Raw genomic sequence first — 26,437 nt, 5'->3', positions numbered from 1 at the left:
CTCGTCAGTGAGAGAAAATATCAGTTTCGGGCCAGCCAGCGAGATCGAGCTTCGCCCGTGTGGGCAGGAAGTCGAAACAGGCCTGTGCGATCTCGGTGCGGCCTTCGCGTTCGAGCATCACGTCGAGTTTCTCGCGAAGCTGATGAAGATAGAGCACGTCGGACGCGGCATAATCGAGCTGCGCGGTCGTCAGCTCCTCTGCGCCCCAATCACTCATTTGCTGATATTTCGAGATATCGACCTTCAGCAATTGATCGAGCAGGTTCTTGAGACCGTGACGGTCGGTAAAGGTCCGCACGAGTTTCGACGCGATTTTGGTGCAATACACTGGCGCGGCGAGCGTGCCAAAGGTGTGATACATTGCGGCGATGTCGAAGCGGCCAAAATGGAAGAGCTTGAGGACATTCGGATCCGCGAGCATCTTGCACAGGTTCGGGGCCTCGGTTTGACCGCGTTCGATCTGTACGAGATGGGCGTTGCCATCGCCACCGGACATCTGCACGAGGCACAAACGGTCCCGATGCGGGTTGAGGCCCATGGTCTCACAGTCGATTGCAACAATCGGCCCGAGGTCGAGATCGTCCGGCAGGTCGTTTTTGTAGAGAAAATTTGCCATCGGGCACCCTTTACGCTCAGCTCGCTTTTAAAAAGGGACATAAGCCCTCTGCGCGTGCGGAGCAAGTGACACAGGCGGAACGCCGCTCTAGAGATCGTTGAGAATGAGCTTATTGAAACGTTTCAGAAAAAGAATGCCGAGCACCGCGAAGATGAGGCTCAAGAGAAACACGTAGCTCGGCGAGACATAGTCCGGCTGATATCGGTCATATAGCGCGCCACGCAGGGCCCCTGTGATGTGGATCAGCGGGTTGAACCAGAGGAGTTTCTGAATGGCTTCCGGTAGGCTCGTAAACAGGTAGAAGATTCCGGAAATTAGGAACATTGGCCGGTTGAGAATGGCCCAAACGCGTTCCCATGCGGGTGCGATTGCGAAGAGCAGTGCGTTCAGGGATCCGATCCCAAACCCCAACGCGATTGGCATCGCTATTCCGAGACCGAGAAGCATCGGGTCGAGTCTTAGGTCGATCCCTTCCAACATCACGATGGCGCAAAGGATAATCCCCATGACAGTCACCGAAGTCAGGGTCGCGAGTATCGCCCGCGCGAGGATCGCATCAAGAAACGTGACCCGCGGGTAAAAGAGCAGGGGGCGCGAAAAGGAAATCGACCGCGAGATTTTGTTTGAGACGTCACTGTAGAGGGTGAAGGGCAGAATTCCGGTCGCATAGAAGAGTGGAAAACTCTCCCCGAGCGGCGGCGCCCGTAGAAACAGCGAGAAGATGATCGTCAGTAGGGCAATCCCGAGCACAGGTTCGAGAATGGCCCATATATATCCGCCCGGCGATCGCCCATAGGTCGTACTGATCTCGCGCAGGATCAACGCGAAAATCACGCGGAAAGTGACCCATGAACTTGGGGCGCACCTGTCTCGCATCATCCGGTTTTAATCCTTTTTGCCGCTTCTCGGATGCGCCGCAACGGTTCGTCAACCATTCACGACGATGATGGGGACGGAATAGCAATTCCGCCTTTTCAAACCGTTAACAACTTCGCGGAAAGTGAGCGGACCGATATGAATGAGACACCACAATTCGAGCATCTGTTCGTTGCGGCCGGCGCGATGAAGGCGGGAACAACGTGGTTGTTTCAGGTGATGAGCCAACATCCCGATCTCTATTTCAGCTTTGAGAAGGAGATCCACTATTTCTACCACGCTTATAGCGGGGATCGCGTTCTTGATGACCGGCGAAGATTGGAGAATGCGCACAAAAAGTATCTGAGATTCGACCCGAAACTGGCCCACGCACCGAGTTTGCGGCAGCGGGTGCGCTGGGCGGCGAACTATCTCGATGGTCCGGTGGATGATCTCTGGTTCAAGAATCTCTTCGCCTTTCGCGGGCGTCAGAAATACTGCTGTGAGTTCTCAAATCTGAACGCGCTGCTCGACGAGGCGGCGTGGCGAAAAGTCTCGCGGTCCGCGCGGCATCTGCGCGTGCTCTACACCATGCGGCATCCGGTCAAACGGCTCTGGAGTCACGTCAAATTCCATCTTCAGGTGACAAACGAGCTCGAAAAGCTCGATCAGTGGTCTCCAACTGAGTTTCGGAATTTCGCGAAACAGCCCTTTATCTGGAAAAACGCCGAATACGGCGCGGCGCTACGTGCGATGGAGGGCGGACTGGCGGCCGAAACGCGCATGTTCTTGTTCTTCGAAGACCTGCACGCCGATCAGCGTGGCACGTTGCGCCGGATTGAGGACTTCCTGAACGTCGATCATTTCGACTACCCGCAGGCGCTTTTGGACCGGCGGGTAAATGAGGGCGTCTCCCGCAAGATGCCCGCATTCTTCCCCGACCTCTTTGCCAAGGACATCAAGCGCATCATCTCCGAAGTCGAGAAGACAGGCCTTGCCGTGCCTGACAGCTGGCACTCCTGACGTCACATCACAGGCTGGGTAAATAGGGTTGAGACGTCCTTATAGCTGCCAGGGGTCATGAAATCGAGAATGGGAGACACGTTGTCCGGGACTGGCATGCCTGTAAAAGCGGACAGATCTTCGAGGAAAGCCTCCGGATGCGCTTGGGCCTTTTCGAAAGACACGAGCAGCGTCGGATAGCCGAGTTCAAAACACATGTTCAGGTTCTGCAATTCGGATCGAAGCTTCCCAGCGACGGTCGCCCGGATCGCGTTTGCCTGAGAATTCCGCCGTGCTGTGCGGATTGCGGCGGGCACCGGATCGCGGAAAACCACGACGAGACGTGGGGACGGGAGAAGGTGCGCGACCTTGGGCAGATACCGCGAGGCACGTGGATATTTCCAACCCCAGACATCATGTATCGCAGATCGGTGCGCGATTTCTGTCGAGACCTGTTCGATAAATTCCGGCCCGTCACTCCCGAACACATCCGGGTTGAAGAGATCATCCTCCACGTTCACCGGCAAATTCGTCCCCATATGCACCCCAAGTCCGGCAATCGCACCGGCCACCATGCTCGTCCCGCCGCGCGGTGTCCCGAGGCAGACGATAGAGCGTTTCCCTTTCGGGGCGTGGTCAAAGAGGCTGAGGGAGGTGGTGAACATGAATGGCTCCTTTGAGGGAATGGGGATGTGTTGCGTCATCCGACTTGCATGCTGCGCTCGTGAAATCCGATGCCTTCTTCGACGTCGTCGAAGCGCAGCAACCGGCCCTGATCGAGGACTGCGATCATGTCGCAGGTCTCGGCGATCATTTTCAGGGAATGCGAGACGATAATTGCGGCGGCGTCTTTCAGGCGCGTTTCAAACACATCCGCGCATTTCTGGCGAAATCGTGCGTCCCCGACCGAGGTCACTTCGTCGACGAGATAGGTATCAAACTGAATCCCCATGGAGACCCCGAAGGCGAGCCGTGCCCGCATTCCGGATGAGTAGTTGCGCAAAGGGTGGTCGAAATAGGCCCCCAATTCGGAGAACTCGCGCACGAAATCGCAAAGCGCATCTGTATCCACACCATAGACGCGGGCAATAAAGCGGGTGTTTTGCGCGCCAGTCAGATCGCGGTGAAAGCTACCGGCGTAACCGATCGGCCAAGAGACGCTGCCATCCCGAACAACGCGCCCGTCATCGGGCGTTTGAGTTCCCGCAATGATTTTCAAAACCGTCGATTTGCCCGCGCCGTTTCGCCCGAGGAGGCCAGTTTTCTTGCCGCTTGGGAACGAAAAGGCGCAGTTCGCCAAGATTACCTTTTCTTGACCCTGCGTGGTCCGATAGCCCTTTGAGACGTGATCAAAGCGAACCATCTTCACCCCCGATCCCGCACCGCATAGGCGACGAGAACGCCCAAGACCCAGAGCAAAAGCAGAAATGCCCCGGCCAAGCTTAGAATGAGAACGCGACGGGGATATTCTGCCGATTCCGCACGTGTCGGATGCACGTGGATCGCGAGGTATCGGTTTTGCCGCTGGGCCTCCGCCAGCGCGGCGTCATAGGCTGCGAGGGATGATTTATAGGCCTCTGTCGCAAATTCGGTGTCGATCAGCAGCCCCTCATACATGCCGACCACGCGCGCAAGTCCCGCCTGATCGGGTGACGCCATGTTGGTGCGCTCATCCGCGATGCGGGCTTCTATAGCTTTGATTTTACGACGGAACTGCTCTGTTCGAGGGCTTGTGGAGCCGTCTTTGACCGAGATGAGGTCCAGCTCGATCATCGTACTGGCGAGTTCCTGTTCGAGTGAATTGATCACCCCCATTTGTCCCTGAATATCGGCCGACGGATCGATCAGGCGGTTTGTGCTCCGAAATTCTGACATCGCGATCCGGGCTTCGCGAAGGCGCGCGACGGACTTGTCGAGTTCCTCACGCGCGAACCGGATTTGGTCCTCGCGGGCGCTGCGGTTGATTTCGTTGATTAGGTCGGTGCTCTGCACGATCACCTGCTCCAGAATGATCTGCGCGTCCTCCGGCGTGAAGGCTGTGAGTTCGAGCGCGATAATCCCTTCGGAGTTCGAATAGGAGACGTGGAGCGCCCGATTCCAGTAGCGGACGAGGTCTTCAATTGTCGCCGTGGGGGACAGGGAGAAAACGGGGTCCGTCGCGTGCGTCGTGGCGAAGCGGTCCCTTAAATCTACGGTCGTCGCGAGGGTTTCAACCAGTTCCTGCGACGTGATGTAGCTGTTGATGACGTCCGCGTCGTTCGTGCTGGACCCCGACAGCTGCGTGAACCCGCCGAGGATTTCGACAGCGGAGTTCATCTCTTGCTTCCTGACGGAGAAGGCCGTGCGGGATGCGTATTGATCTGCCGCTGCGGTATAGAGGTAGAGCGCGGCGCAGAGGATGGGAGTGACAACGGTGAGCAGGAAACTCCACAAGAGTCCCTTGTGACGCGGTTTGAGACTCGCTTTTGCGACGGTCGCGTCAAGTTCCGGCGTGAACGCAGTATGAAGCAGGGCCTCCGCCTGCATGCGACCTGTCTCGCGACGCTCTTCTTTCTCCTCACGCAGTGCGCGCTGCTTTGCCCGCTCCGCACGTTTGCGTCGCTTCGCCTGATTTGCTTCTCGTTGCCCGGCGCGCGAGGGCGATGGGTGCGCATCCAGCGTCATATCGGGTGCGCCTCCGTCGCCGATGCTTTGTGCATAAACAGCGACTGCTGTGACGGTGGCGCGTCGATCAGGCGGCCGAAGAGTGCTCGGGCGTCAGTCCGCCATTGCTCCGGCGCGTAATGGTGACGCCACGCCGCACGAATCTCATGCCGCGCCGTGAGTTCGTCTGCTTTGAAGCGCTGCATCATCGCGACGATCCGGTCTGCCGCCGGTTTCGGCGACTGCAACGGCAAGGCGGCGGAATACGGGTTATGTCGGCACAAATCGCGCGTGCTTTCGATTGCTGGCAGCGCGCAGGGGAGACCGGCCTCCATCGCCTCAATCGCGCCAATCGGAAGACCTTCGTAGCGGCTCGTCAAAAGGTAGCCATCCGCAGTCTCCAGGGCGGCGCGGACGTCTGATGTTTGGCCTAGAAAACGAACCCTTTGGAACGCGGTCTCACTGAGCTCGCGTCGGAAGGCAGCGCGGAGGTCGTCATCCTGCGTTCCGTGCCCATAAATATCGAGCCGGAACTCGTGCGGAAGGTGCGCGAACAGCCGCGCGGCGGCAGGTAGGTTTTTCTGATAGCTATGCCGCGCCGTCATGATGAGACGGATTTCGCCCTTTGGCCTTGGAGATATGCCGGGTGCGCCAATGAATGAAGAATTTCCCAGAACATGAGGCCGGATGTTAGACGTCGTGCCCACACGCGAGATGTAATGATCCCTCTGAGCTCGGCTCAAGAACACTGCGTCGACCGTCCCAATGCGTGCGAGCGCCCGCTCCAGAAGGAGGGAGCCCATGCGATGGGCGCGAGGGTGGCCAGTCGAAAACGGCAGACCGTGGAATGTAATCGTGCGCCGCATGCTCGCAGGAAGCCAGGGCCCCATCAGGCGAAGGAGGAGAACGGGCATACGGGCATGCGCCCAAACAAGATCATAGCCGCCCGCTTTTATTTCGGTGTGCAATGCGGAGACCACCTTCGTGCATCTACCGATATGATAGGACGTCGACAGGCCCTCAATCTCGCGCCGTTCGATCCCCATGGCATCAATCGCGTCATAGCCACCGCGATTTCGGTCGGAAAGGACAGTGATTAGGACATCGTCCTTTAGAGCCCCGCAGAGATCCACGATGTGCCGCGGAACGCCGGAGGCCTCTCCCGCGCCGCCAAGCAAGAGGAGCCGGTGGGGTTTTTGTGCTTCAAACACAGCCGATCAGGCCTCCACCCAGAAAACTCACCTGTGACGCAGTTGACTGGCGATGCACGCCGGAGCGTGCGAGCGCCAACATCCTTTGGATCGGACGCGTATCGTGCCGTGCCGTTTGAAATCTTTGGAGGCAGGCGCGGTTTTTTCCGGTGAGGAGGGTCTGGATGCGCGTCAAAGCGTCGAGTTGGTGATCAATCCGCGACCGATACAGTCCGCGAACAGCGTTGCGTTTATTGCGCAGAGCGGCTCTCATGCCGCGTCCTTCGCCAAGAACGGCGCCTCTATGTTGCCGATAAAGCAGGGAGGGGCGCTGGTCGAACATCACTCGCCCGCCGACACCTGTGATGAGTTGATAAAGCCACCAGTCATGCGCGAAGACATCCATCGCGAGCGGTGCAACGTCCTTCGCGAGGCGAAGTGCGGCGCGGTTCAGGACAATCGTGTTTCCCGTCGCGATATTCTCGACCAATGCATTGCGAAAGGACGGCTCATGTTGTGGCGGCGGTGACGTGACTTGCAGATCAATCTCAGGGGCCCAGACGATCCGCGTGCTGCAATAGAGGGCCGGAACCGCCTCCGGCACTTTTGCAAGCGCTTCCGTCGCCCTCCCAAGCTTTTCCGGCAACCAGATGTCATCCTGATCGCAGAATGCCAGCCCGCTCGCGTCCTGAGGAAGTTTGGACAGGCCGGAGAGGAAGTTCTCCGCGAATCCTCGTGTCGTCTGTCGATGATAGGAGACCGATTGCGGCGAATAGTCGGAAAACCGCGCCACGAGTCCGCGTCCACCATCATCAGGCCCGTCATCTACCACTGTGAGGCTCCAATCCCGAAAGGTCTGGTCCGCAAGGCTGTTCAGTTGCGCGCCGATATGGCGGCGTCCAGCATGAAGCGCGAGGAGGATGGCGAGGGTCATTTCAACTCTTTTCCCGGTCAAATGAGACCAAATCTGTTCTGTTGAACTGCCCTCAGATTTCAGGAGGAAGCTTAAATATTTGATAATGTCTGGCGAATAATTTGAGGGCCGAGCACAGAACGTGGGGTCGGCCTTGGCGAGACTATTAAAACTTCAGTACATCAAACGATTTTGGACCGCAGTGCATGAGGAAGGAGTCATGTCCGCGCTCCGAAAAGCCAAATGGTGGGTGCGTTACCTCATAACCGGACGCCGTGACGGGCACCCGTCCGAGATGTCGTTGAAGGGGGCGTCCTCTGGCGCGCATTACCTGAGCGGGTTTTGGGTAGATCTCGCCTCTCGTGAGGGGTTTCACACGCTTCAGAGCCCCGCCACCCTAAGCAAGCGGCGCAAGGTTGCGCTCATCGGGGATTTGAACCTGCCGCAGTGCCGGAAATATCGGGTCGAACAGCTGTCTGAGCTCTTTGAGCAGATGGGGATGTCTTATGAATATTCCCATTACGAGGACCTCCCTCGCTCGGCTGCGATTCTGCAGAATGCGACACACCTGATGCTCTACAGGTCGCGGATGGACGACAAGACCGCCGCGCATCTGTATGAGGCGCGGCGGCTCTCCCTTCCGATCCTCTATGACATTGATGATCCCCTGTTTTCCGTCGCCGCCTATGCGACCTACGGGAATATGAAGGGTGCCGATGCCTCCCTCGCGCAGCACTTTCTGAACGAGGCGCCGCTCTATGCCGCCGCGATGAATATGGCCGATATGGTTTCCCTTTCCACGCCGGCATTGGCGGAGGAAGCGGCGCGCCATACGGGGCGGCCGACGGTGCGCCGCCGCAACTTCGCGGATCAAGTGACCCTGCGCGACGGTGCGCGGGCGATGGCGTCGGTGGAATCGGGAGGTGATGCGTCATTCCGGCTCGTCTTCGCGTCGGGGTCGGACGGGCATGAAGAGGATTTCGAGCTTATTCGCGCTGATGTCATCGACTTTCTCGAAGGGGACCCTCGTCGCCGACTGCGCATCCTCGGGCGCTTTGATCCGACCCGCTTGCCGCAGGATCTCTCGGCGCAGATCGAACGCTTCGCCTTTCTCGACTACTCCGAATATCTCAAAAAACTCGCCGAATGTGATCTCGCGCTCATGCCGCTGACCGATGACCGGTTTAACGCCTGCAAGAGCGCCGTGCGTGTTATGGATGCCGCTTCTGTTGGTGTCCCTTCGGTCGTTGGGCATGTTGGCGATCTCGGGAATATCGTTCGGAATGAGGAGACGGGATATGCCCTCTCGAAAGGATCGTCCTGGAAAGAGGTGCTAGAGGACGGTTTTGTGAACCGGAGACGGACACGAGAGATGGGGCAGAGTGCCCGCAAGATCTTGGAGCGGGACTGGTCTGCGCGCGCTGACATGCCGATCACGGACGCGGAATTTTTGGAGTTCTTTCGATGAGTGATGATCTCCTTCACATCCTCGTTGCGAACGTGTTCTTTGCCCCATGGCGCTATGGCGGGGCGACGATTGTGGCGGGCGAGGTGGCAAAGTCGCTCGTGCGTCGGAAAAGGGCGCGAGTGACTGCATTCTCCGCCATGTCCCGCACCGATCTCGCGCCTTATGCTGTGTTTCGCACGCAGTCTGACGGGATCGACAATTTCACGGTGAATTTGCCGCACGGGCGCGCAACGCGCGACCTCTATGACAATCCGCAGGTTCAGGCCGTTTTTGCAAATTTGATCGAGACGTTGAAACCCGATGTTGCGCACTTCCACTCGGTGCAAGAGCTCGGCGGGGGGCTGATCGAGACGGCCAAGGCAGCCGGTCTTCCGACGGTTTTGTCTACGCATGATTTCTGGTGGATGTGCGAGCGGCAATTTATGATCCGCCCCGACCAGACCTATTGCACAATTGATCCGGTCCGTGTCGACGGGTGTGCAGGATGTGTCGTTGATCTTGAGGCGGTGCGGACGCGCGACAAGCGCCTGCGCAGTGTCATCGAAAGCGCCGATATCGTCACGTTTCCCTCCGCCTTCGCCCGTGATCTTGCTGTGCGGTCGGGTATTCCGGCAAATGCGAAACGGGCCGCTGTCTGGGAAAACGGCGTTACTTTGCCCGGTTCAGGGTTCTTTGAAGCGCAGGCCGCGCGGCGTGCCCGCGATCCGCGTATCAGTTTCGGCTTTGTTGGCGGGCCGTCGCATATGAAGGGATGGCCGCTCATCCACAAAGCCTTTTCACACATCGATACCGACGACCTGCGCGGGGTGTTGGTCGATGGGTCTATCGATGGCAGTTGGTGGACGGATCACTTCCGGCGGCAGGTCGCGCAGATGCGTGGTGATTGGGAGATTGTCCCCCGCTTCGAACAAGACGCACTCGACGCATTTTACGCCGAGATCGACGTGCTCCTGTTTATGTCGCAGTGGAAGGAGACCTACGGGTTAACCGTACGAGAGGCAATTGCACGCGGGATTCGGGTCATTCAGACTGACAGTGGCGGCACGACGGAGCATCCGCTGGTGCAGCCGTCGCACCTCATCCCGATCGGTGCGGGGCCGGAACTGCTCATGCAAGAGATTCAACACGTTTTGGACCATCTTGCGAAGCATCCGGAGCCTGCGACGGTGATCTCCTACGATCAGCAGGCCGATAACCTGATGTCGTTTTTGGAGGCTTCCAGAACGTAAAAAGCCCGCAGAGGTCTGCGGGCTCTTATCTAAGTTTTCTCGGTTACTCAGAAGATAAAGTTATCCGCGCCGAGGTCGTTGAGATTTGTGCCGAGGAGGCTGATAGAATTGTCAGCATCGATATAGATCACAACGTCATTGCCGACCTGGCTCGCGTGGTTGTTCGCGAGATCCCCGGCGTTGGTGATCTCACTCACGCCGGAGAGGTCAATCACATCATCGTCGAATTGAATGATGTCATCGTTTCCGAACCCGTTGGTGAAGATAAACGTATCGACGCCTGTGCCACCGGACATGATGTCGTCGCCGTTGCCGCCGAAGATGATATCGTCACCCTCACCGCCGTAGAGTTCATCGTTGCCGTTCCCGCCGACCAGAATATCGAATGCGTCGCCACCCGCGAGGGTATCACTGCCACCGCCACCGAAAATGCGATCAGAGCCTTCATTGCCCGCGAGCTCATCTCCGCCACCGCCGCCGACGAGGCGGTCATTGCCTTCACCGCCAATGAGTTCGTCGTCGCCGGTCAGGCCGTAAAGCGTGTCGTTCCCGCGTCCGCCGTAGATCAGGTTGTTGTCTGCGGTCCCGCCGGCCGTATCATCGCCGTCACCGAGCGTGAGATTTTCGATTCCGCCCGTGATGGTGAACCACTTCGTCCCATCAACAGAGGCATTGCCCGACAAATCGACTGTGGCATCGCCGGTGATCATGGCGAAGTTGACCCAATCGTCTTCACCTGCGGCGTCGAACAATATGTTGCGCGCGGTCTCGACGCTCCGAAGGTCGAGGAAGTCGTTGGTGTAATGATACACCGTATTGTCGGTGATCGAGGCGCCTTCGAATTCGAGATCAACGGAGTAAAGCGAACCAGTGTCCACTCTCGTGCCGTCATCATACACCTCGACGGTCCATTCGCCTGCAGAGGTCACACCCATCTGGCTGGAAACACCGAAGGTGTAATCGCCGTCCCAGTTGGAGCCACGACCCTCGCCTTCCATAAGGAGAATGCGGGTGCCATCGGGCGCAACAAGATAGACGGAAAGCTCGGACAGGTGGGTGTGCTCGAAGTCGATCGTCACATAGATGTGCTCGATCATGATGTCGTCGGTCACGTCGATCGTCACCGCAGTGGTGTTGGTGTCGGTGATCGATTTGACGCCCATCCAGCTCCCCGTTGCCTCAACCATATTTAGGGAGGTCGCGGCGTCGTCGTTGAAGAAGGACCACACTTCGGCGAGACGGACGGCGGCCAGCGCGTCAATCATGCCGTAGCCGTAGCTCGCGTTAAAAGTCATACCGCCGCCGTTCCAGTTGGACGCGCCGTTCGCATACCAGTCCTCAACCTCATGGCCGCTTGCGGCGGAACCGAAGTCAGAGCCGGTCTGGGCGGCCGAAATGGCCAGAATGCTCTGCACATCGCGCCAACCGAGATTGGGGTTCGCCTCGAGGATCAATGCCACGACACCCGTGGAAACAGGTGTGGCCGCAGAGGTGCCGCCGAAACCGTTGGAATCGTCACCGATATAGTCGCCGTCCACACCGTTCAGGTCGGTGGTCACGCTCCCCGCCGGCGCGGAGATGAGAATGTTGGAGCCATAGCTGGAATAGTAGGTCACATCCCCGTAGGCATCCGTCGCCGCAACGACCACCATTTCGTGAATGTTGTTCAACGTGTCATGAACGGCAGAGTTGCCGGTGATCCCGTAGTATTCATAGCCATCGGCATAATTGCCCGCAGCTTTCATGATCACGGTCCCGAGCCCGTCACGGCCCGTTTCTGCAACGGTCTGGAAGGATCGATATTCCCAGTAGGCCTGTGTTCCGAAGTCGAGGAAGTCGGAGTTCGGGCTTGCCGGATTCAGGTAGCCCCAGCTGTTGTTCGTGATGTCGAACGCGGCCATGTACTCGATCGTTTCGTAGTAATAGCCGGAGCTGTAGGCGTCATTGAGAAAGTCGACGCCTGTGATGGTCGATCCCCAAGCAACGCCAATCCCACCTTGATCATTGTTTTCCGCCGCGATCAGGCCCGCGACTTGTGTGCCGTGGGTGTCGCCGCCCGCGCTCAAGTCGTTCGGATCGCCGTCGTTGTAGTAGAGATCGTTGTACTCGAGAGAGGCGTCGTAGTTGCCCGCGAGATCGTGCTGATCTTCCTGAACACCGTCGTCATAAATCCCGATCTTAACGCCCGTGCCGTTGTAATCTTCCCAGACTGTTTCGATGTCGCCGATCAACGCGAAGTGCCACTGATCTTGGTAAAGCGGATTGGAATTATAAGAATTGTTGGGCATGTGTTCTGCGTTCTCTCAAATATCGAATCATGCATACGATTTTGTACGCGCTCTGTCACCTTCCATGGTGAGGGGAATTTTGAATAATTTTCACCGGCAAGCATCTGAAATATGCGTCGGAATTTTCTCAAATTCTCTGCAAGAAATGTGACCGCAGCCCCGGTTCGTTAAGCCCGTCTTTGCCAGTCTCGCGCACCATGGTCACGGGTGCGCGGTGCGAAAGGGGTTTCGCCCGCGAATGTGTAGGGTGAAACAATGGGGTCCTATCAATTCGGGTTTGAGGGAGTCATCGGCAGTGATCTCGGGGTCGAGTACCTCGCGGGGATCGGTGATCTTGAGGTGATCGACTATAACGGTGCGCTTGCGCTCGCGATGGTGTCGCGCGCCGGTGGGGGGGGGTGCGATCTTTTCTCTAGAGGGAGGCAGCGGGGACCTCCTGAACCTTTGGGACACAAATCCGGAAGATGCGCGCCCCGTGCAGCCGACATTTGCAGAGGTCGACATCGACGGGGAAACGCATCTCTTCGTCGTCGGCTATGGCGGCGACAAGTTTCAGTCGGTTTCCTTGGGTGACGCCGCGCCCATCACGGGCTGGTCCGAGACTTCTGTCGCAGGGTTCTCGCAGGCCGATATGACGTCTCTCCTCCAGATAGATGGCGTGGGGTATTTTGTGGCGCACGCGGGCGGGGGGCTCACCTATCTCTCGTCGTTCAGTGCGGGCGCGTCAGAGGTCATTTTGCCCGCAGCTTTGGCCGCTACGCCAATCACGGACATGGCGCAAATCGAGATGGGTGAACAGGTCTACCTAGCAGCTTCTTTTGCTGGATTAGACTCTATTTCGACCTTTTCCGTCGCACCTGACGGCACGCTCGATTTCGTCGATTTGCTCGGAGAGACAAATGGTCTCTGGATCGACAACCCGACGCTCCTTGAAAGCTTCGCCATGAACGGAGAGAGCTACCTCGCGGTGGCCTCTTCAGAGAGTTCCTCTCTCTCGATCCTTCGTGTCGGGGCGGACGGAATGATGGAGCCGGTGGATCAGGTGAATGACAACCTCGACACCCGCTTTGCCTCTGTCGCCGCGATGAGCATCGTGGAGGTAGAGGGCCGTCCCTTCCTCATTGTCGGCGGCGGTGATGATGGGCTCACGCTCTTCACCGTTCGGCCCGATGGCGGGCTCGTTTTCCTTGGCGCGGTGGCGGACGGGCCGGATAGCACGCTCACGAATGTCACGGCCATTGATGCCGTTGTCGTCGGCACGGAAATCCACGTTTACGCGGCCGGTGAAACGGCGGAGGGGATTTCCAGTTTCACGATTGATGTGTCCGACGTCGGTGTGAGCCTGCTCGCCTATGACACCGGCGGAACCCTGTCCGGGAGCGCACAGGATGACATTCTCGTCGGCAGCGATGGACAGGACCACATTCTCGGCGGGGCTGGAGAGGACATTCTCGTCGATGGGACAGGGAGCGATAGCCTCACCGGCGGGGCGGGTCGTGACCTCTTCATCTTCGAGATGGATGGAGAGACTGACACCATCAGCGATTTCAACTATCGCGAAGACCGGTTCGACCTCACCGCCTTCGGCATCACGGATGTGTCGCAGCTAATCTATATGCCGATGGCCACCGGAGGGCGCATCTACCTCGGCGATGAATATATCGACCTCATCTCAAGCGACGGGATGATGATCACCTACGACATGCTGCCCGACACGATGCTCACCACCGTAACCCATGTGGATGTCGAGCGCACGGGGACGAGCGTGATTATCGACGACGAGGTCATCTATGACGGCACCATCGCGGACGATCTGATCACCGGCACGGCGGCGCCAGAGACCTTCAATGGCGGAGAGGGCGACGACCAGATCGACGGCGGCGACGGCGATGATCAGATGTTCGGCGGAGAGGGGGATGACACCCTTCTCGGCGGCGACGGCGCGGACCTGCTCCGTGGTGAGGAGGGCTACGACGAAATCCACGGTGGCGAAGGTGCGGACACGATTTACGGCGGCATTCATAGTGACTCGCTCTACGGTGAGGCAGGCGATGATGTGATCTATGGCGAGGCGGGTCACGATCATATCGAGGGCGGTCTTGGCAATGACACGCTCTATGGTGGCACCTATCGCGACACGATCTACGGCGGCGACGGCGACGATACGATTGAGGGCGAGGATGCAGGTGACACGCTCTATGGAGATGCCGGTGAGGATTCGATCCGTGGCGGCACCGAGAATGACTTCTCTACGGTGGTGACGACGAAGACACCCTGCGCGGTGGGATGGGGCGCGACACGATTTATGGCGATGCCGGAAACGATGCGCTTTACGGTGGCGGAGGCTATGATTTCCTCCACGGCGGCGACGGCGACGACTATCTGCGCGGCGATGATCAGGCGGACAAGCTCTATGGAGACGCCGGAAACGACCTGATCGAAGGTGGTGACGGTAAAGACAAGCTCTTTGGAAACACAGGCGACGACACCCTGGTCGGCGGCAACGATGAGGACCGGATCATCGGAGACGTGGGCAACGACGCGCTCTATGGCGATGCAGGGAACGACACGCTCAGAGGGCAGGGGGATGACGACCTGCTCGACGGAGGGACCGGAAACGACCTGCTCTATGGCGGCACGGGGAGTGACATTTTCCTATTCGCAGACGGGGACGGCATCGACACCATCGGCGATTTCGACGCGCTCGATCCTCTCGAACAGATTGATATCTCGGCCGTTTCCGCGATTGAGAACTGGGATGACCTCGCAGAGAACCACCTCATCGACCATGCAGGCACGGTCGAGATCTTCATTGATGACGGACAGTCGATCTTTCTCCAAGGGGTTGCCTTCGAGGATCTCGATGCCAGCGATTTCCTGTTCTGAGCTTAGCCGCCGATGTGACGTTCGCCGCGCGCTGCGGAGAGGGCAATCTGCTTTTGACGCTCGCGGAACCGCTCACGGCGCGCTTCGTCGATCTCGTCATAGCACTGGTGGCAGGACACACCCTGTTCGAACTCGGGGCGTTCCTTGTCCTCCGGCAGGATCGGACGGCGGCAGGCATGGCAGAGTTCATGCGGACCCTCGGTCAGCCCGTGCCCAATCGAGACACGCGAGTCGAACACAAAGCATTCCCCGTCCCAAAGGCTCTGCTCTTTCGGCATTTCTTCGAGATACTTCAGGATACCCCCCTTGAGGTGATAGACCTCGTCCACGCCTTGACCGATCAGGAAGTTCGTCGATTTCTCACAGCGGATACCGCCCGTGCAGAACATCGCGATCCGTTTGTTGTGGAACCGGTCCTTGTTCTCTTCCCACCACTGCGGGAATTCGCGGAAGGACTTCGTTTCCGGATCAATCGCATTGCGGAAGGTGCCAATCGCCACCTCATAGTCGTTGCGCGTGTCGATAATCGCCACATCGTCGGCGGAAATCAGTTCGTTCCACTCTTCCGGCGTGCAGTAGTGACCCACGCGCGCTTTCGGATCGACGTCCGGCTGGCCCATCGTCACAATCTCGCGCTTCAGCCGGACTTTCATCCGAATGAACGGCTCTTCCTGCGCGGTCGACAGCTTGTATTCGAAATCCGCGCAGCCGGGCAGGGTGCGGATATGCGCGATGAGCTTGTCGATGGATGCTTTCGTAGGGGCCGCAACGGTGCCGTTGATGCCTTCGTTCGCCAAGAGCAACGTGCCCGTGATCCCCTCAGAGAGACACAGGTCGAGCAATGGCTGGCGCAGGGCAGCCGGATCTTCGAAGCGGGAGAAGTGATAGAGGGCGCAAACTGTAAACATGCTGTGCTCGATACGCCTCACGACGATTTCTGGCAAGACCCGGAATCGTGCCCATTTGTCTCACCTGCGGCAATCGCCAGACCATGCACGACGGCGGTGAACACTTCGGACACTTCCATCTCCGCCTGCGGGCAAACGGCGCGCAGTTGTTGCTGCACCAACCCCAATAGCGACGAGCCCCCGACAAATACGACCCGATCCACCGCGTCCGGCGCGATTCCTGATCCAGCGAGGCACATCTTTGCCCCCTCCGCGATCTGACTACCGCTCTCCCAAAGCGCCATTTGCAATTCGGCATGGCTCAGGGGCGCGTTCAGACCCTTTTCGACAACGCCGAGGTCAATGAGCGCTTCACTCGCCGTATTCGCGGCGATTTTTCCGGCCTCCACCGCATAGGCCACGTCATGCCCTAGGTGCATTTCTAAAACGTCGCCAAGCCGATGGAATGGACGCGGCGCGGGCGCAAGCTTCTCCCACCGACGCACTTCGCGGAGCGTCTTGTCCCCATAAAGGAACGCGATCTTTTCCCAACTCGCCAGATCGTTGAAGAGCGCATTCGGCGCGGTGTGGGTCTCCGACCCGAACTCCGACCCGATTTCCGCGCCATGCCCGAACAGCGGCATCACATGACCAAGGCTCAGCATCCGGTCGAAATCCGTCCCGCCGAGGCGAATACCGTAACTGCCGAGCAATTCTGTCTCGCCCCCCTCCGTCCGGCAGACCGTAAAGTCGGACGTGCCGCCGCCGATATCGACGATGAGATTGATCCCCTCGCCATTGACCGCGAGCGCCGCGGCCTCCGGCTCCGCGAGGAAGGACACACCCTCAAACCCCGCCAGTTGATAGGCATCCGTCAGATCAACGAGCGCCTGCGCATCCCGCGCATCATCGGACGAATGGAACCGCACCGGACGACCGGAGAGAGCGTGAATAAAAGACTGCTTTGTGCTGGATTCGGCTCTATTTTTGATCTCGGTAAGGAAACGCGCGATCACCTCGATGAGCGTCAGGCGCTCGTTCAAGAACTGCCGTTTCTCCCGTGCGAGCGGCGTGCCGAGGACTGACTTGAGCGCCCGCATGAACCGCCCGTCGAGACCGTCCATCATCGCCTCTGCCGCCGCGCGACCATAGAGCGTCCGCCGGTTCGCGAAGTCCAGAAACACCGCCGTTGGCAAGGTTTCCGATCCATCCTCAAGCGGGATGAGTTCTGCCTGCCCGTCGCGAAGCCATCCGGCCGCCGTGTTCGAAGTGCCGAAATCGATGCCTAAAACCGTCATTGCGCTGGCGTCCATGTTGTCTGTGGAATCGGAAAGAGGCTCTTTTATGAGCCGACGCTGCGGCATTCAAGCACTCCACTGCGGTAGAATTTGACCTCTCACCGCATAATGATACCGTCACCGCAAAGCTCACCCCCCTCTAAAGGACCCCGCCATGTCTCACGCCCTCGTTGTCATCGACGTTCAGAACGACTTTTGCCCTGGCGGCGCGCTCGCCGTTGCGGGCGGCGATGAGATCGTGTCGGGCATCAACGCGATCATGCCGGAGTTCTCCGCCGTGATCCTCACGCAGGACTGGCACCCCGCCGGGCACAGTTCCTTTGCCTCCACCCACAGTGCGGATCCGTTCACCACAACCGAAATGCCCTATGGCACACAGGTCCTTTGGCCCGATCACTGCATTCAGGGCACCGACGGCGCGGCCTTTCACAAAGATCTCGTCACCACCGGCGATCTGATCATTCGCAAGGGCTACAACTCCGCCATCGACAGCTACTCCGCGTTTTTCGAGAACGACCACACCACGCCGACGGGCCTCGAGGGCTACCTGCGCACCCGTGGGATCGACAAGCTCACCATGGTCGGGCTGGCGCTCGACTTCTGCGTGAACTTCTCCGCCGTAGACGCAGCAAAGCTCGGGTTCAAGGTCACTGTGCGCACCGATCTCTGCCGCGCAATTGACATGGACGGCTCTCTCGCCGCCGCGATTGCAGGGATGAAGGACGCCGGAGTCGAGGTGCTTTAGGGCCATGACGCCCAAGCTCCTCACCACGCTAAAAACATACAATCGGGCTGAATTCGGGTCTGATTTCTTCGCCGGCATCACGGTCGCACTGGTCGCTTTGCCGCTCTCTATCGCCATTGCGATCGCCTCCGGCGCGGCTCCCGCGGCGGGCTTTGTCACCGCGATCGTCGCAGGCTTCCTCATCTCTGCGCTGGGCGGCAGCCGCGTGCAAATCGGCGGCCCCACTGGCGCGTTCATCGTAGTTGTCGCGGGCGTCATCGCGACACACGGCTACTCCGGCCTCGTCGCCGCGACTTTCCTCGCAGGGATCATCCTCATCATCGCGGGGTTGTTTCGCGCGGGCCAGTTGATGCGCCACGTTCCAGAAGCCGTGATCAACGGCTTCACCATCGGCATCGCGGTCATCATCGGGACGAGCCAGCTCCCCGATTTCTTCGGCCTCGCCGGAACGTTCCCCGCCGATTTCCTCGAGAAGGTGCCAGAGCTGGTTCACGCTCTGCCGGACTTCAACCCCGCCGCGCTCGCCATCGGCCTCGCGACAATGGTGCTCATCACACTCCTGCGGCGTGCCTTTCCGCGTCTGCCCGGCCTCATCGTCGCCGTCGCCCTGACATCTGGCGCGGTGGCTCTGCTCGATCTGCCGGTGGAGACAATCCAGTCCCGCTTCGGCGCTTTACCACAGAATCTTCCAGCCCCTGTTCTGCCGGATTTGGGTCTAAATACGATCCGTGAACTGCTTCCATCCGCCCTAATCATCGCCTTCCTCGCCGGGGTTGAATCGCTGTTGTCTGCCATGGTCGCTGACCGGATGATCGGGGGCAAACACCGCTCCAACGCGGAACTCATGGCGCAGGGCTGGGCCAATATCGGATCGTCACTTTTCGGTGGTCTGCCAGCCACCGGCGCCATCGCCCGCACCGCCACCAACGTCCGCGCGGGCGGCAAGACCCCCGTTGCGGGGATCATCCACGCGCTCGTGCTCCTCGCGATCATGATGCTCGCCGCGCCCTTGGCTGGTTACCTCGCGCTCCCCGCGCTTTCCGGTCTCTTGCTCCTGACCGCATGGAACATGTCCGAACCCCATCACTGGGGCACATACCTGCGGGCGCGGCGTTCTGACGTGGCGCTTCTGCTGATCACCCTCGTCCTGACCGTCCTCACCGACCTCACCGTCGCCATCGGCACGGGCATCGCATTGGGCCTCGCCATCCGGCTCTCCCGACGCGGCGTCGAGGACGCAGACTGGACACCGCGCGATAAATGAGAGGTGCCTGCGCGCGCATCCACCTTGCCAAGCCCCTCAATCTCTTGGTTTAACCAACCCATTGAGTAAGGAGAGACCCCATGGTCGATATCGCCACCCGTGTCTACAATCACAAATGGAAGATCGACCCTATCGTCCGGTCTCTCATCGACACGGACTTCTACAAACTGCTGATGTGCCAATCCGTGTTCCGCAACAAACCGGACACGCAGGTCACCTTCTCCCTCATCAACCGTTCCAAAGACATCCGCCTCGCCGAGATGATCGACGAAGGCGAATTGCGCGAACAGCTTGACCACGTGCGTTCCCTCTCCCTCACCCGCGGCGAAAGCACGTGGATGCGCGGCAACATGTTCTACGGCAAACGCCAGATGTTCCGCTCCGACTTCATGGAATGGTTCGAAAACCTGCGCCTGCCTGCCTACCAACTCGAAAAGGTCGACGGCCAATACGAACTCACGTTCGAAGGCTCCTGGCCCGAGGTCATGCTCTGGGAAATTCCGGCGCTCGCGATCCTCATGGAACTCCGCTCCCGTGCCGTCCTCGGCCCGATGAAGAAATTCGAGCTTCAGATCCTCTACGCCCGCGGCATGACCAAGCTCTGGGAAAAGATCAAACAGCTCCAGCCCCTCGATGGCCTCAAGATCGCGGACTTCGGCACCCGCCGCCGACACTCCTATCTCTGGCAGGACTGGTGCGTGCAGGCGATGGTGGAGGGCCTCGGCGACAAATTCTCCGGCACCTCGAACTGCCACATCGCCATGATGCGCGATCTCGAAGCCGTCGGCACCAACGCCCACGAACTGCCCATGGTCTACTCCGCGCTCGCCCGCAATGACGCCGCGCTGGCAGAGGCCCCTTATGACGTCCTCCGCGACTGGCACGAAGAGCACGACGGCAACCTGCGCATCATCCTGCCGGACACCTACGGAACCAAAGGCTTTCTGGACCGCGCCCCCGGATGGCTCGCCGGTTGGACCGGTATCCGGATTGATAGCGGCGACCCCGCAACAGGGGCCGAAACCGCCATCGATTGGTGGAAATCCCGTGGCGAAGACCCGACGAAAAAGCTTGTCATCTTCTCCGACGGCCTCGACACGGACAAAATCATCGAACTCCACACCCAATTCAAAGGCCGCGTCCGCACGTCCTTTGGCTGGGGCACACTCCTCACCAACGACTTCCGAGGCCTCACCCCCGACGACGCCCTCGCTCCGTTCTCATTGGTGTGTAAAGCCGTAGAAGCCAACGGCAACCCGACCGTCAAACTCTCGGACAACCCCAACAAAGCCATGGGCCCGAAAGACGAAGTCGAGCGCTATAAGCGGGTGTTTGGCGTAGGTGAGCAGGAAGCGATGGAGGTTGTGGTTTAGGTTGGGCATAAGTTTACGCATTTGCCAACTATCGCATGAAGAAAGAACAAATATGCCTTTTGAGCAACAGAATTTGATTGTGAGTGAGTAGATCATGCCGAATGCAAGAATTCCATTTCCCAAAACCCTAGCACTTCCCGAAGTGCTCAAATTTATCAAAGAATTAGACTATTATTCTCAACACGACCGAATAATTTTTGAACTAGCTCCCGATACGTTTTTTGCACCCTTTTCCATGTTGGTGATAGCGTCAAAAATTCGATACCTTCGTGAGAAATGCCCGCGTCTTACTGTAGTATTCGATGGGTGGGAACATCATGGATATTTGTCGCATATGGGCTTCTTCTCAATGTGTGGCTTTGACCACGGAAAGGAGCTTGGTGAGGCCCTAGGGAGTATCAACTACTTGCCGCTCACAGAAATTTCGAAGGGAAGTTTCTATGAAAAATCAATTGACCAATATGAAGAACTACCAGATCTGATCCAGAGGTCTGTGGATCGGAGTGCCGACGTACTTTGCAGAGATCACGATGAAAATGGTCAGATGTTCGATGTCCTCTCCTATTCCATTCGAGAAATATTTCGAAATGTGTTTGAACATGCCGAGGCAGAAAGCCTGTATTTTTGTGCTCAGTTCTGGCCAAAAAGTCAGAAAGTAGAGTTTGCCGTAGCTGATTTTGGAATTGGTATTAGGAATGGCTTGGGTACCAACCCAAACTTTCGCTTCTCAACTGACAAAGAAGCGCTTGAATATAGCTTACTTCCCGGCGTTTCGGGCAAGACGCATTTGCCGCGCCGCTCAAACGTTTGGTTCAACTCCGGATATGGGCTGTATATGACAAACAGGCTGGCACGAAACGGTGGTAATTTCGTAATTGCGAGTGGTGAGTCAGCAATACACTTTACAAAAAAATCTAAGTGGAACCATGCAACGAGCTTCCCAGGTACTGCTCTGCGCATTAATTTGGACGTGACGCAAATTGGGCGTGTTCAAGATCGCCTTAAAGAGTTCCGCGAGGAGGGAAAAGCCATTGCCGCAAAGATCAAAGGTTCGGCAAATAGGCCTCCTTCAGCCATGTCGCTACTCCTGCGTCGCGATTACGAGGACTAATCCACCTTCCCCCTAAGTTTCTTCACCTCACTTCGCTCCTTCTTCGCCTTGATCCTCCGCTCGACGGACCCCCGCGTCGGTTTGGTCTTGATCCGGCGTTTGGGCTTTTCCGTCGCTTTCAGGATCAGGTCTGCCAGCCGCTCTCGGGCGATCTCGCGGTTGCGGGCTTGGGAGCGGGTTTCTTCGACTTGGAGGATAATCGCGCCCTCTTTGGTCCAGCGGCGGCCGGCGAGGCGTCTTAGGCGATTTTTGACTGGCTCGGGGAGGTTCGGGGAGCGGGCGGCTTCGAACCGCAACTCGACGGCGGTGGAGACCTTGTTCACGTTCTGACCGCCGGGGCCGGAGGAGCGGACGAATTGCTCCGTGATCTCCCAATCAGCGATCTCGATCTGGTCTGTGACGGTGAGGGGCATGGGTTTGGTCCGGCGCGGTCGGGGAATACCTGACAGAAAGAGATGACATACAGAAGTCCGACGCGTGTCCGACATATAGCTGACAGGGGTCGGAAGGGCAAAAACGGAAAAGGGCTGCCAGATAGAGCAGCCCTCCGAGATCTCAGGAGATGGGGTCAGTTAGGACACCCAATCAGGAGTGTTTCACACTAGATTTTTCCTCTAGGTGGCGGCCCCCCCGACTGTCTTGACCTCTTTCTCCAACATCACTCTAGACACTGGACCACCTCCTTTCGATGAATTGCCGATAGGTAGATGGTGGCACAGATTTGGTATATGTCCAGAGAAATTATACCATCCGTGCTGTCAGGCGCCCAACAATTAGGCGAAATGGCGCGAGTGCGATCAATGCAAGGGCGAGTTTTACACCCCAATCGGCCACAGCGAGCGAAATCCAGAGCGGGACGGGTGTGCCGACGGTAAGGAACGGAACGGCGTCCCAAGCCCAGGAGATTTCCATGTCCGCATTTTCGCCGAAGACCGTGATGCTCTGCGCGAACGCGATGGAGAAGAAGATCGCGGTGTCGAGCGCGGAGCCCACGATCGAAGACGCAAACGGTGCCTTCCACCAGCTACCCTCACGCAAGCGGTTGAAAACAAACACATCTGTGAGTTGAGCGATGAGGAACGCGGTGGCGGACCCGACTGCCACGCGGAGCGCGACGGCTTGGTAGGTGAAGCCATCGCCTTGCAGCGTGATCTGCGTGCCGATGAGGGAGCAGATGATGCCCGTGACGAAACCGGCGAGGATAACTTTACGTGCGGATTCAACACCATAGACGCGGTTCATGACGTCGGTGACGAGGAAGGCGAAGGGATAGGTGAAGGCACCCCATGTCAGCAGCCCATCGAGGATGAGGAACTGAACGAGGATGTTTGAGGCCACAACAATGGCGGCCATGGCAAGAATGCCAGGAAGAAGCTGTTTCATGATGTACCCGTTTTTTATCGAAGGTGACGGCAACTCGGCCCCGTTATGGAGCGACGCGGCGGTCTACCTCCGGCTCGGATACAAATCAAGCCTTATTCGTCGACGCGGTAATCCACGAGTTCGGTGCGTTGGAAGAACCGGTAGTTGTCGTCCGAGACCATTGTGATGCGGATATACTCTCCGTCGGACCACACCGCGATGCCTTCGAGGTTGTCGTGTGTGCCGGTGTAGGTGCGGAGTAGCGTCTCTTCGCCGGTGATGCCGTCTGGTCCCATGTCAAAGCGACGCACACGGGACGAAAACCCGAGACCCGTGAACCAACGTTCGAGCAGATAGAGCTTCCCATCCGGTCCGAAATCGAGACCGACGGGGAGGAAATCAGTATCCGTGTCGCGCGAGATTTCCCAGCTGTCGAGCCATCCTTGCGCCGGATCATATCGAAAAAGCGTGAAGGGGCGGCCAAGCTCGCCGGACCGTTCCGGGGCCGCGTAGATGATGCCTTGCGCATCGACCGCGATGGCTTCGAGCGCCGAGTTGCCTTGCAGATATTTGAATCCGGGAGCGCTAGGCAAATCCGTGGTGCGACCGGTCGCGAGGTCGAGGTTCGCGATCCGGTGTTTGCCCTCGAAAGATAGGTAAATATTGCCATCAGGGGCGACGGCGACGCCCTCGCTATCGCCTGTATAGCGTCGCAGGGCACTGCCGTCGGGTCCTGTGAGCGTCTTGACGTGCGCAATCGTTGCAGAGGTTACGGCCCCGCGTTGATCGCGCGTTACGGTGCCGTCGAATGCGAGAGTCCGATCCGAGACCGCGATGAACGATAGCCCGTCCTCAGACAGCTCAAGTCCGGACAGACCGCCAAAACGCTCGTCATCTGTGGTCCATGTGTATGAACCGACATACGTCGCTTCCGCAGCCGTGAGCGAGGCGGGGAGAAAGCTCGCGATTAGCGCGAGGACAAGACGGAGGAGCATTGCGCGGGGAGGGTCGCCAAAGTGATGGGAGGTTTCGGTTTTGCCGGTTTTGCGTTCGGGTCTGGCGGCGGTGGGTTCAGGATGTTGTCCACCCATTCCTGCGCGTCATCACAGCCGTCTCCAGCGGGAGGCGGGGCTTGGTCCACGCAGGTTTTATCACCAGCGGGGCAACTCAGGCGGACATGGAAATGGTAGTGATGTCCCCACCATGGGCGGATTTTGCGGAGCCACGCACGGTCTCCCGTCTCGTCCTTACACATCTGCACCTTTGCGCCGGGGAATACAAAAATACGGGCAACGCGCGGATCAGAGGCGGCAGCTTTCAGGATTTCGTGATGCTGCGGGGTCCAGCTGTCATTGACGAATGCACCGGCCGAGCGGCGCATGGAGATCGAAGACAGGCTCTCGCGTTCGGCCTCAGTGAGGTCGAGGCGCGTTGCGGGGAGCATCCAGATATCGGCGTCGAGGCCGATCTGGTGACTTGCATGTCCGGAGGACATCGGGCCGCCACGGGGCTGGCTCATGTCGCCAACGTAGATGCCGTTCCAGCCGGGTTGGGCTGCGGCCTTGCGCGACAGGTCTTCGAGGAAATCAACGAGGACGGGCTGCCCCCAATTGCGGTTGCGGGACAGACGCATCGCTTGCCATGTCGGGCCGGTTTCCGCGAGTTCAGCCCCACCCGCCATACAGCCTTTTGCATAGCTGCCAAAGGCTTCTGCGGGTTGGCTTGATGGCAGTAAAACTGGCCCGAACAGCTCTTTGGCCGGTCGGTGATCCGAACTCGACACAGATACTCTGGCAGGCGGTGTGTCTTGCGGCGCGGTGCTATTGCACGCGGCCAGCACAACACAAACAAGTAAACCGAATACGTTACGCGTTATCATTTCTGCTCGTTCCCTCGGGGTTAACCCACGCTAGCAGGACCAATCCGAGAATGAAAAGCACAATAAGAGGCGTGATGCCAAGGCGCTGAGATCCGCTTATGTCCGAGACGAAGGCGATTAATGCAGGGGCAACAAATGAAGTCGCCTTGCCTGAGAGCGCATAGAGACCGAAGGCCTCCGTCATGCGTTCAGGATCGGCCTGACGGACCATCATGGTGCGCGAGGCAGCTTGGATCACGCCAGCCACGGCCCCTAGGATCGCACCGCAAATGTAGAAAGCGATGTCAGGCAGGCTCGAATCCACCGCAACAGGGATAAACAGCACGCTTTCGCGGGAAATGCTTAGAATGATGAGGGACACCACGATCAGAATTACCACCGTCAGCACGATCACAGGTTTCGGTCCAAACCGACGATCCGACAACCCGCCAAGATAGGTGAACACCATCCCCGTAATGAGCGCCAAGATACCGAACACCCCAATCTGCACCGTGCTCCATTCGAGCGCGCCGAGTGCGTATATGCCGCCAAACGCAAACACCCCGTTCAACGCATCGCGATAGAGCATCGAAGAGCCGAGATAGGCAAACAGAGACGGGCGGGACGGGAGGCTCTTGAGTGTTCGTTTCAGGTCCACAGCGCCGTCGGAGACTGCTTTGCCGATCTTGATCTTTTTGCCCTTCGGCTCATGCACCCAGAGGAAGAACGGGATCATCGAAATCACGAACCAGAAGGCTGTGAACGGCCCGACAAAACGCGTCCCCTCGCGCATGGACGGATCGAGGCCCAAGACCGGCGCAATCCCAATGAGCGTCACGCCCGCCGCATTCTCCGCAAAGAGCAGCAGCATGATGATCAGCGTAATGATCCCGCCGACATAGCCCCACGCCCAGCCATCGCCGGAAATCTTCCCAACTTCCTCACGCGATCCGAGCGACGGCAAAAGCGCATTGGTGAAGATCGTCGTAAATTCGACCCCGATAAAGCCGAGGCCAAAAAACATCAGGATGAGATAAGCGGGAAAATCCCCCGGCGCCGCGACCCATAGCCCGAGCGTGCCGACAATATAGGTGAGCGAGAACGCCTTGATCCACGGCATCCGCGCGCCGCTTTCATCCGCGATGGAGCCGAGAAGGGGGGCCGAAAACGCGATGATCAGACCTGTGATTGTGAGGCCATAACCCCAGAGCGCCTGCGCCTCCGCCTTGGCCGTGCCCGCATCGAGCCCGCCAGCCGTTAGGGACGCAATGACCTGTTCTGCGAAATAGGGTCCGAAGATGAAGGTGATGATCAGCGTGTGAAAAGGCTGCGTCGCCCAGTCATACATCATCCAGCCCCAAATGCGCTTGCGCTGAGCCTGATTTGTCATGTGCGTTTCCTTTGCCCGTTGGGGGGATACAACAGGCAAACGCAAGGTTTCGCAACGTA

The 26,437-nt window shown here is 58.5% G+C and carries 23 protein-coding genes and 1 pseudogene; 9 read left to right on the top strand and 15 right to left on the bottom strand.

Going from position 1 to position 26,437, the window contains the following annotated elements:
- Positions 1-4 precede the first annotated feature (4 nt).
- Together LA304_RS01100 and LA304_RS01095 are read right to left on the bottom strand one after the other, a co-directional pair.
- On the bottom strand, positions 5-616 hold the full coding sequence (locus LA304_RS01100) for a ribonuclease D (protein WP_224501269.1): 612 nt from the start codon (positions 614-616) through the stop codon (positions 5-7).
- Between the two features lie 87 nt (positions 617-703).
- Positions 704-1,495, bottom strand: a complete 792-nt coding sequence (locus LA304_RS01095) for an ABC transporter permease (RefSeq protein WP_224501268.1) — start codon at positions 1,493-1,495, stop codon at positions 704-706.
- A gap of 135 nt (positions 1,496-1,630) precedes the next feature.
- Here LA304_RS01095 and LA304_RS01090 point away from each other — a divergent pair, with 135 nt between their 5' ends.
- On the top strand, positions 1,631-2,494 hold the full coding sequence (locus LA304_RS01090; RefSeq protein ID WP_224501267.1) for a sulfotransferase: 864 nt from the start codon (positions 1,631-1,633) through the stop codon (positions 2,492-2,494).
- 2 nt (positions 2,495-2,496) lie between these two features.
- Here LA304_RS01090 and LA304_RS01085 read toward each other — a convergent pair whose 3' ends face one another.
- Genes LA304_RS01085 through LA304_RS01065 form a run of 5 tightly spaced genes read right to left on the bottom strand, consistent with a single transcriptional unit; the run spans position 2,497 to position 7,240 of the window.
- On the bottom strand, positions 2,497-3,138 hold the full coding sequence (locus tag LA304_RS01085) for a sulfotransferase (RefSeq protein ID WP_224501266.1): 642 nt from the start codon (positions 3,136-3,138) through the stop codon (positions 2,497-2,499).
- Positions 3,139-3,173: 35 nt separating this feature from the next.
- A complete protein-coding gene (locus tag LA304_RS01080) occupies positions 3,174-3,836 on the bottom strand; it encodes an ABC transporter ATP-binding protein (protein ID WP_224501265.1) in 663 nt (220 codons plus the stop codon).
- A gap of 2 nt (positions 3,837-3,838) precedes the next feature.
- Entirely contained in the window at positions 3,839-5,137 is a 1,299-nt protein-coding gene (locus LA304_RS01075; RefSeq protein WP_224501264.1) for a hypothetical protein, read from the bottom strand.
- The gene (locus LA304_RS01070; RefSeq protein WP_224501263.1) at positions 5,134-6,327 is read right to left on the bottom strand and encodes a glycosyltransferase family 4 protein; all 1,194 of its coding nucleotides are present in this window, start codon (positions 6,325-6,327) and stop codon (positions 5,134-5,136) included. Before LA304_RS01070 ends, LA304_RS01075 begins: the two co-directional genes overlap by 4 nt.
- Positions 6,320-7,240, bottom strand: a complete 921-nt coding sequence (locus LA304_RS01065; RefSeq protein WP_224501262.1) for a glycosyltransferase — start codon at positions 7,238-7,240, stop codon at positions 6,320-6,322. Before LA304_RS01065 ends, LA304_RS01070 begins: the two co-directional genes overlap by 8 nt.
- Positions 7,241-7,439: 199 nt before the next feature.
- Here LA304_RS01065 and LA304_RS01060 point away from each other — a divergent pair, with 199 nt between their 5' ends.
- Both LA304_RS01060 and LA304_RS01055 read left to right on the top strand, forming a co-directional pair.
- Positions 7,440-8,687 carry a glycosyltransferase family protein gene (locus LA304_RS01060; protein ID WP_224501261.1) on the top strand — a complete coding sequence of 416 codons (1,248 nt, stop codon included), beginning with the start codon at positions 7,440-7,442 and terminating at the stop codon, positions 8,685-8,687.
- A complete protein-coding gene (locus LA304_RS01055; protein WP_224501260.1) occupies positions 8,684-9,916 on the top strand; it encodes a glycosyltransferase in 1,233 nt (410 codons plus the stop codon). Before LA304_RS01060 ends, LA304_RS01055 begins: the two co-directional genes overlap by 4 nt.
- 47 nt (positions 9,917-9,963) lie before the next feature.
- Here LA304_RS01055 and LA304_RS01050 read toward each other — a convergent pair whose 3' ends face one another.
- Entirely contained in the window at positions 9,964-12,204 is a 2,241-nt protein-coding gene (locus tag LA304_RS01050; protein WP_224501259.1) for a S8 family serine peptidase, read from the bottom strand.
- Between the two features lie 631 nt (positions 12,205-12,835).
- On the opposite strand from LA304_RS01050, the pseudogene LA304_RS17795 reads away from it, so the two are divergent.
- Positions 12,836-14,440 (top strand): annotated as a pseudogene (locus tag LA304_RS17795) (calcium-binding protein); the annotation flags it as partial.
- Between the two features lie 50 nt (positions 14,441-14,490).
- The gene (locus LA304_RS17790; RefSeq protein ID WP_263491160.1) at positions 14,491-15,090 is read left to right on the top strand and encodes a calcium-binding protein; all 600 of its coding nucleotides are present in this window, start codon (positions 14,491-14,493) and stop codon (positions 15,088-15,090) included.
- 2 nt (positions 15,091-15,092) lie between these two features.
- Here LA304_RS17790 and trhO read toward each other — a convergent pair whose 3' ends face one another.
- Positions 15,093-15,998 (bottom strand): oxygen-dependent tRNA uridine(34) hydroxylase TrhO, encoded by a 906-nt coding sequence (gene trhO / locus LA304_RS01025; protein WP_224501258.1) that lies wholly within the window; start codon positions 15,996-15,998, stop codon positions 15,093-15,095.
- A 17-nt stretch (positions 15,999-16,015) separates the two neighbouring features.
- A complete protein-coding gene (locus LA304_RS01020; RefSeq protein ID WP_224501257.1) occupies positions 16,016-17,275 on the bottom strand; it encodes an Hsp70 family protein in 1,260 nt (419 codons plus the stop codon).
- A 154-nt stretch (positions 17,276-17,429) separates the two neighbouring features.
- Between LA304_RS01020 and pncA the strand changes: the two genes are divergently transcribed.
- The 4 genes from pncA to LA304_RS01000 all read left to right on the top strand — a co-directional run bounded on the left by pncA (position 17,430) and on the right by LA304_RS01000 (position 21,768).
- Complete coding sequence (gene pncA / locus LA304_RS01015; protein WP_224501256.1) at positions 17,430-18,020, top strand: bifunctional nicotinamidase/pyrazinamidase; 591 nt, start codon at positions 17,430-17,432, stop codon at positions 18,018-18,020.
- 4 nt (positions 18,021-18,024) lie between these two features.
- Positions 18,025-19,284, top strand: coding sequence for a SulP family inorganic anion transporter (locus tag LA304_RS01010; RefSeq protein WP_224501255.1), 1,260 nt, complete (start codon positions 18,025-18,027; stop codon positions 19,282-19,284).
- An 80-nt stretch (positions 19,285-19,364) separates the two neighbouring features.
- Positions 19,365-20,657 carry a nicotinate phosphoribosyltransferase gene (gene pncB, locus LA304_RS01005; RefSeq protein ID WP_224501254.1) on the top strand — a complete coding sequence of 431 codons (1,293 nt, stop codon included), beginning with the start codon at positions 19,365-19,367 and terminating at the stop codon, positions 20,655-20,657.
- Positions 20,658-20,751: 94 nt separating this feature from the next.
- A complete protein-coding gene (locus tag LA304_RS01000; protein ID WP_224501253.1) occupies positions 20,752-21,768 on the top strand; it encodes a hypothetical protein in 1,017 nt (338 codons plus the stop codon).
- Here LA304_RS01000 and arfB read toward each other — a convergent pair.
- From arfB to LA304_RS00975, 5 genes are all read right to left on the bottom strand, one after another.
- Positions 21,765-22,181, bottom strand: coding sequence for an alternative ribosome rescue aminoacyl-tRNA hydrolase ArfB (arfB, locus tag LA304_RS00995; RefSeq protein ID WP_224501252.1), 417 nt, complete (start codon positions 22,179-22,181; stop codon positions 21,765-21,767). The genes LA304_RS01000 and arfB overlap by 4 nt on opposite strands.
- Positions 22,182-22,509: 328 nt before the next feature.
- Positions 22,510-23,151: a queuosine precursor transporter gene (locus LA304_RS00990; protein ID WP_224501251.1), complete on the bottom strand. Its 642-nt coding sequence runs from the start codon at positions 23,149-23,151 to the stop codon at positions 22,510-22,512.
- A gap of 92 nt (positions 23,152-23,243) precedes the next feature.
- Positions 23,244-24,125, bottom strand: coding sequence for an esterase-like activity of phytase family protein (locus LA304_RS00985; RefSeq protein WP_224501250.1), 882 nt, complete (start codon positions 24,123-24,125; stop codon positions 23,244-23,246).
- A complete protein-coding gene (gene mepA / locus LA304_RS00980) occupies positions 24,098-25,009 on the bottom strand; it encodes a penicillin-insensitive murein endopeptidase (RefSeq protein WP_224501249.1) in 912 nt (303 codons plus the stop codon). The genes LA304_RS00985 and mepA overlap by 28 nt, the downstream gene beginning before the upstream one ends.
- A complete protein-coding gene (locus LA304_RS00975) occupies positions 24,996-26,378 on the bottom strand; it encodes an MFS transporter (RefSeq protein ID WP_224501248.1) in 1,383 nt (460 codons plus the stop codon). Before LA304_RS00975 ends, mepA begins: the two co-directional genes overlap by 14 nt.
- Between the last annotated feature and the right edge of the window lie 59 nt (positions 26,379-26,437).

This window comes from Celeribacter litoreus (assembly GCF_020165855.1).
Taxonomy (GTDB): Bacteria; Pseudomonadota; Alphaproteobacteria; order Rhodobacterales; family Rhodobacteraceae; genus Celeribacter; species Celeribacter litoreus.
Note: the sequence above shows the minus strand (reverse complement) of the source record. Positions and strands in the feature narration are given on the sequence as shown.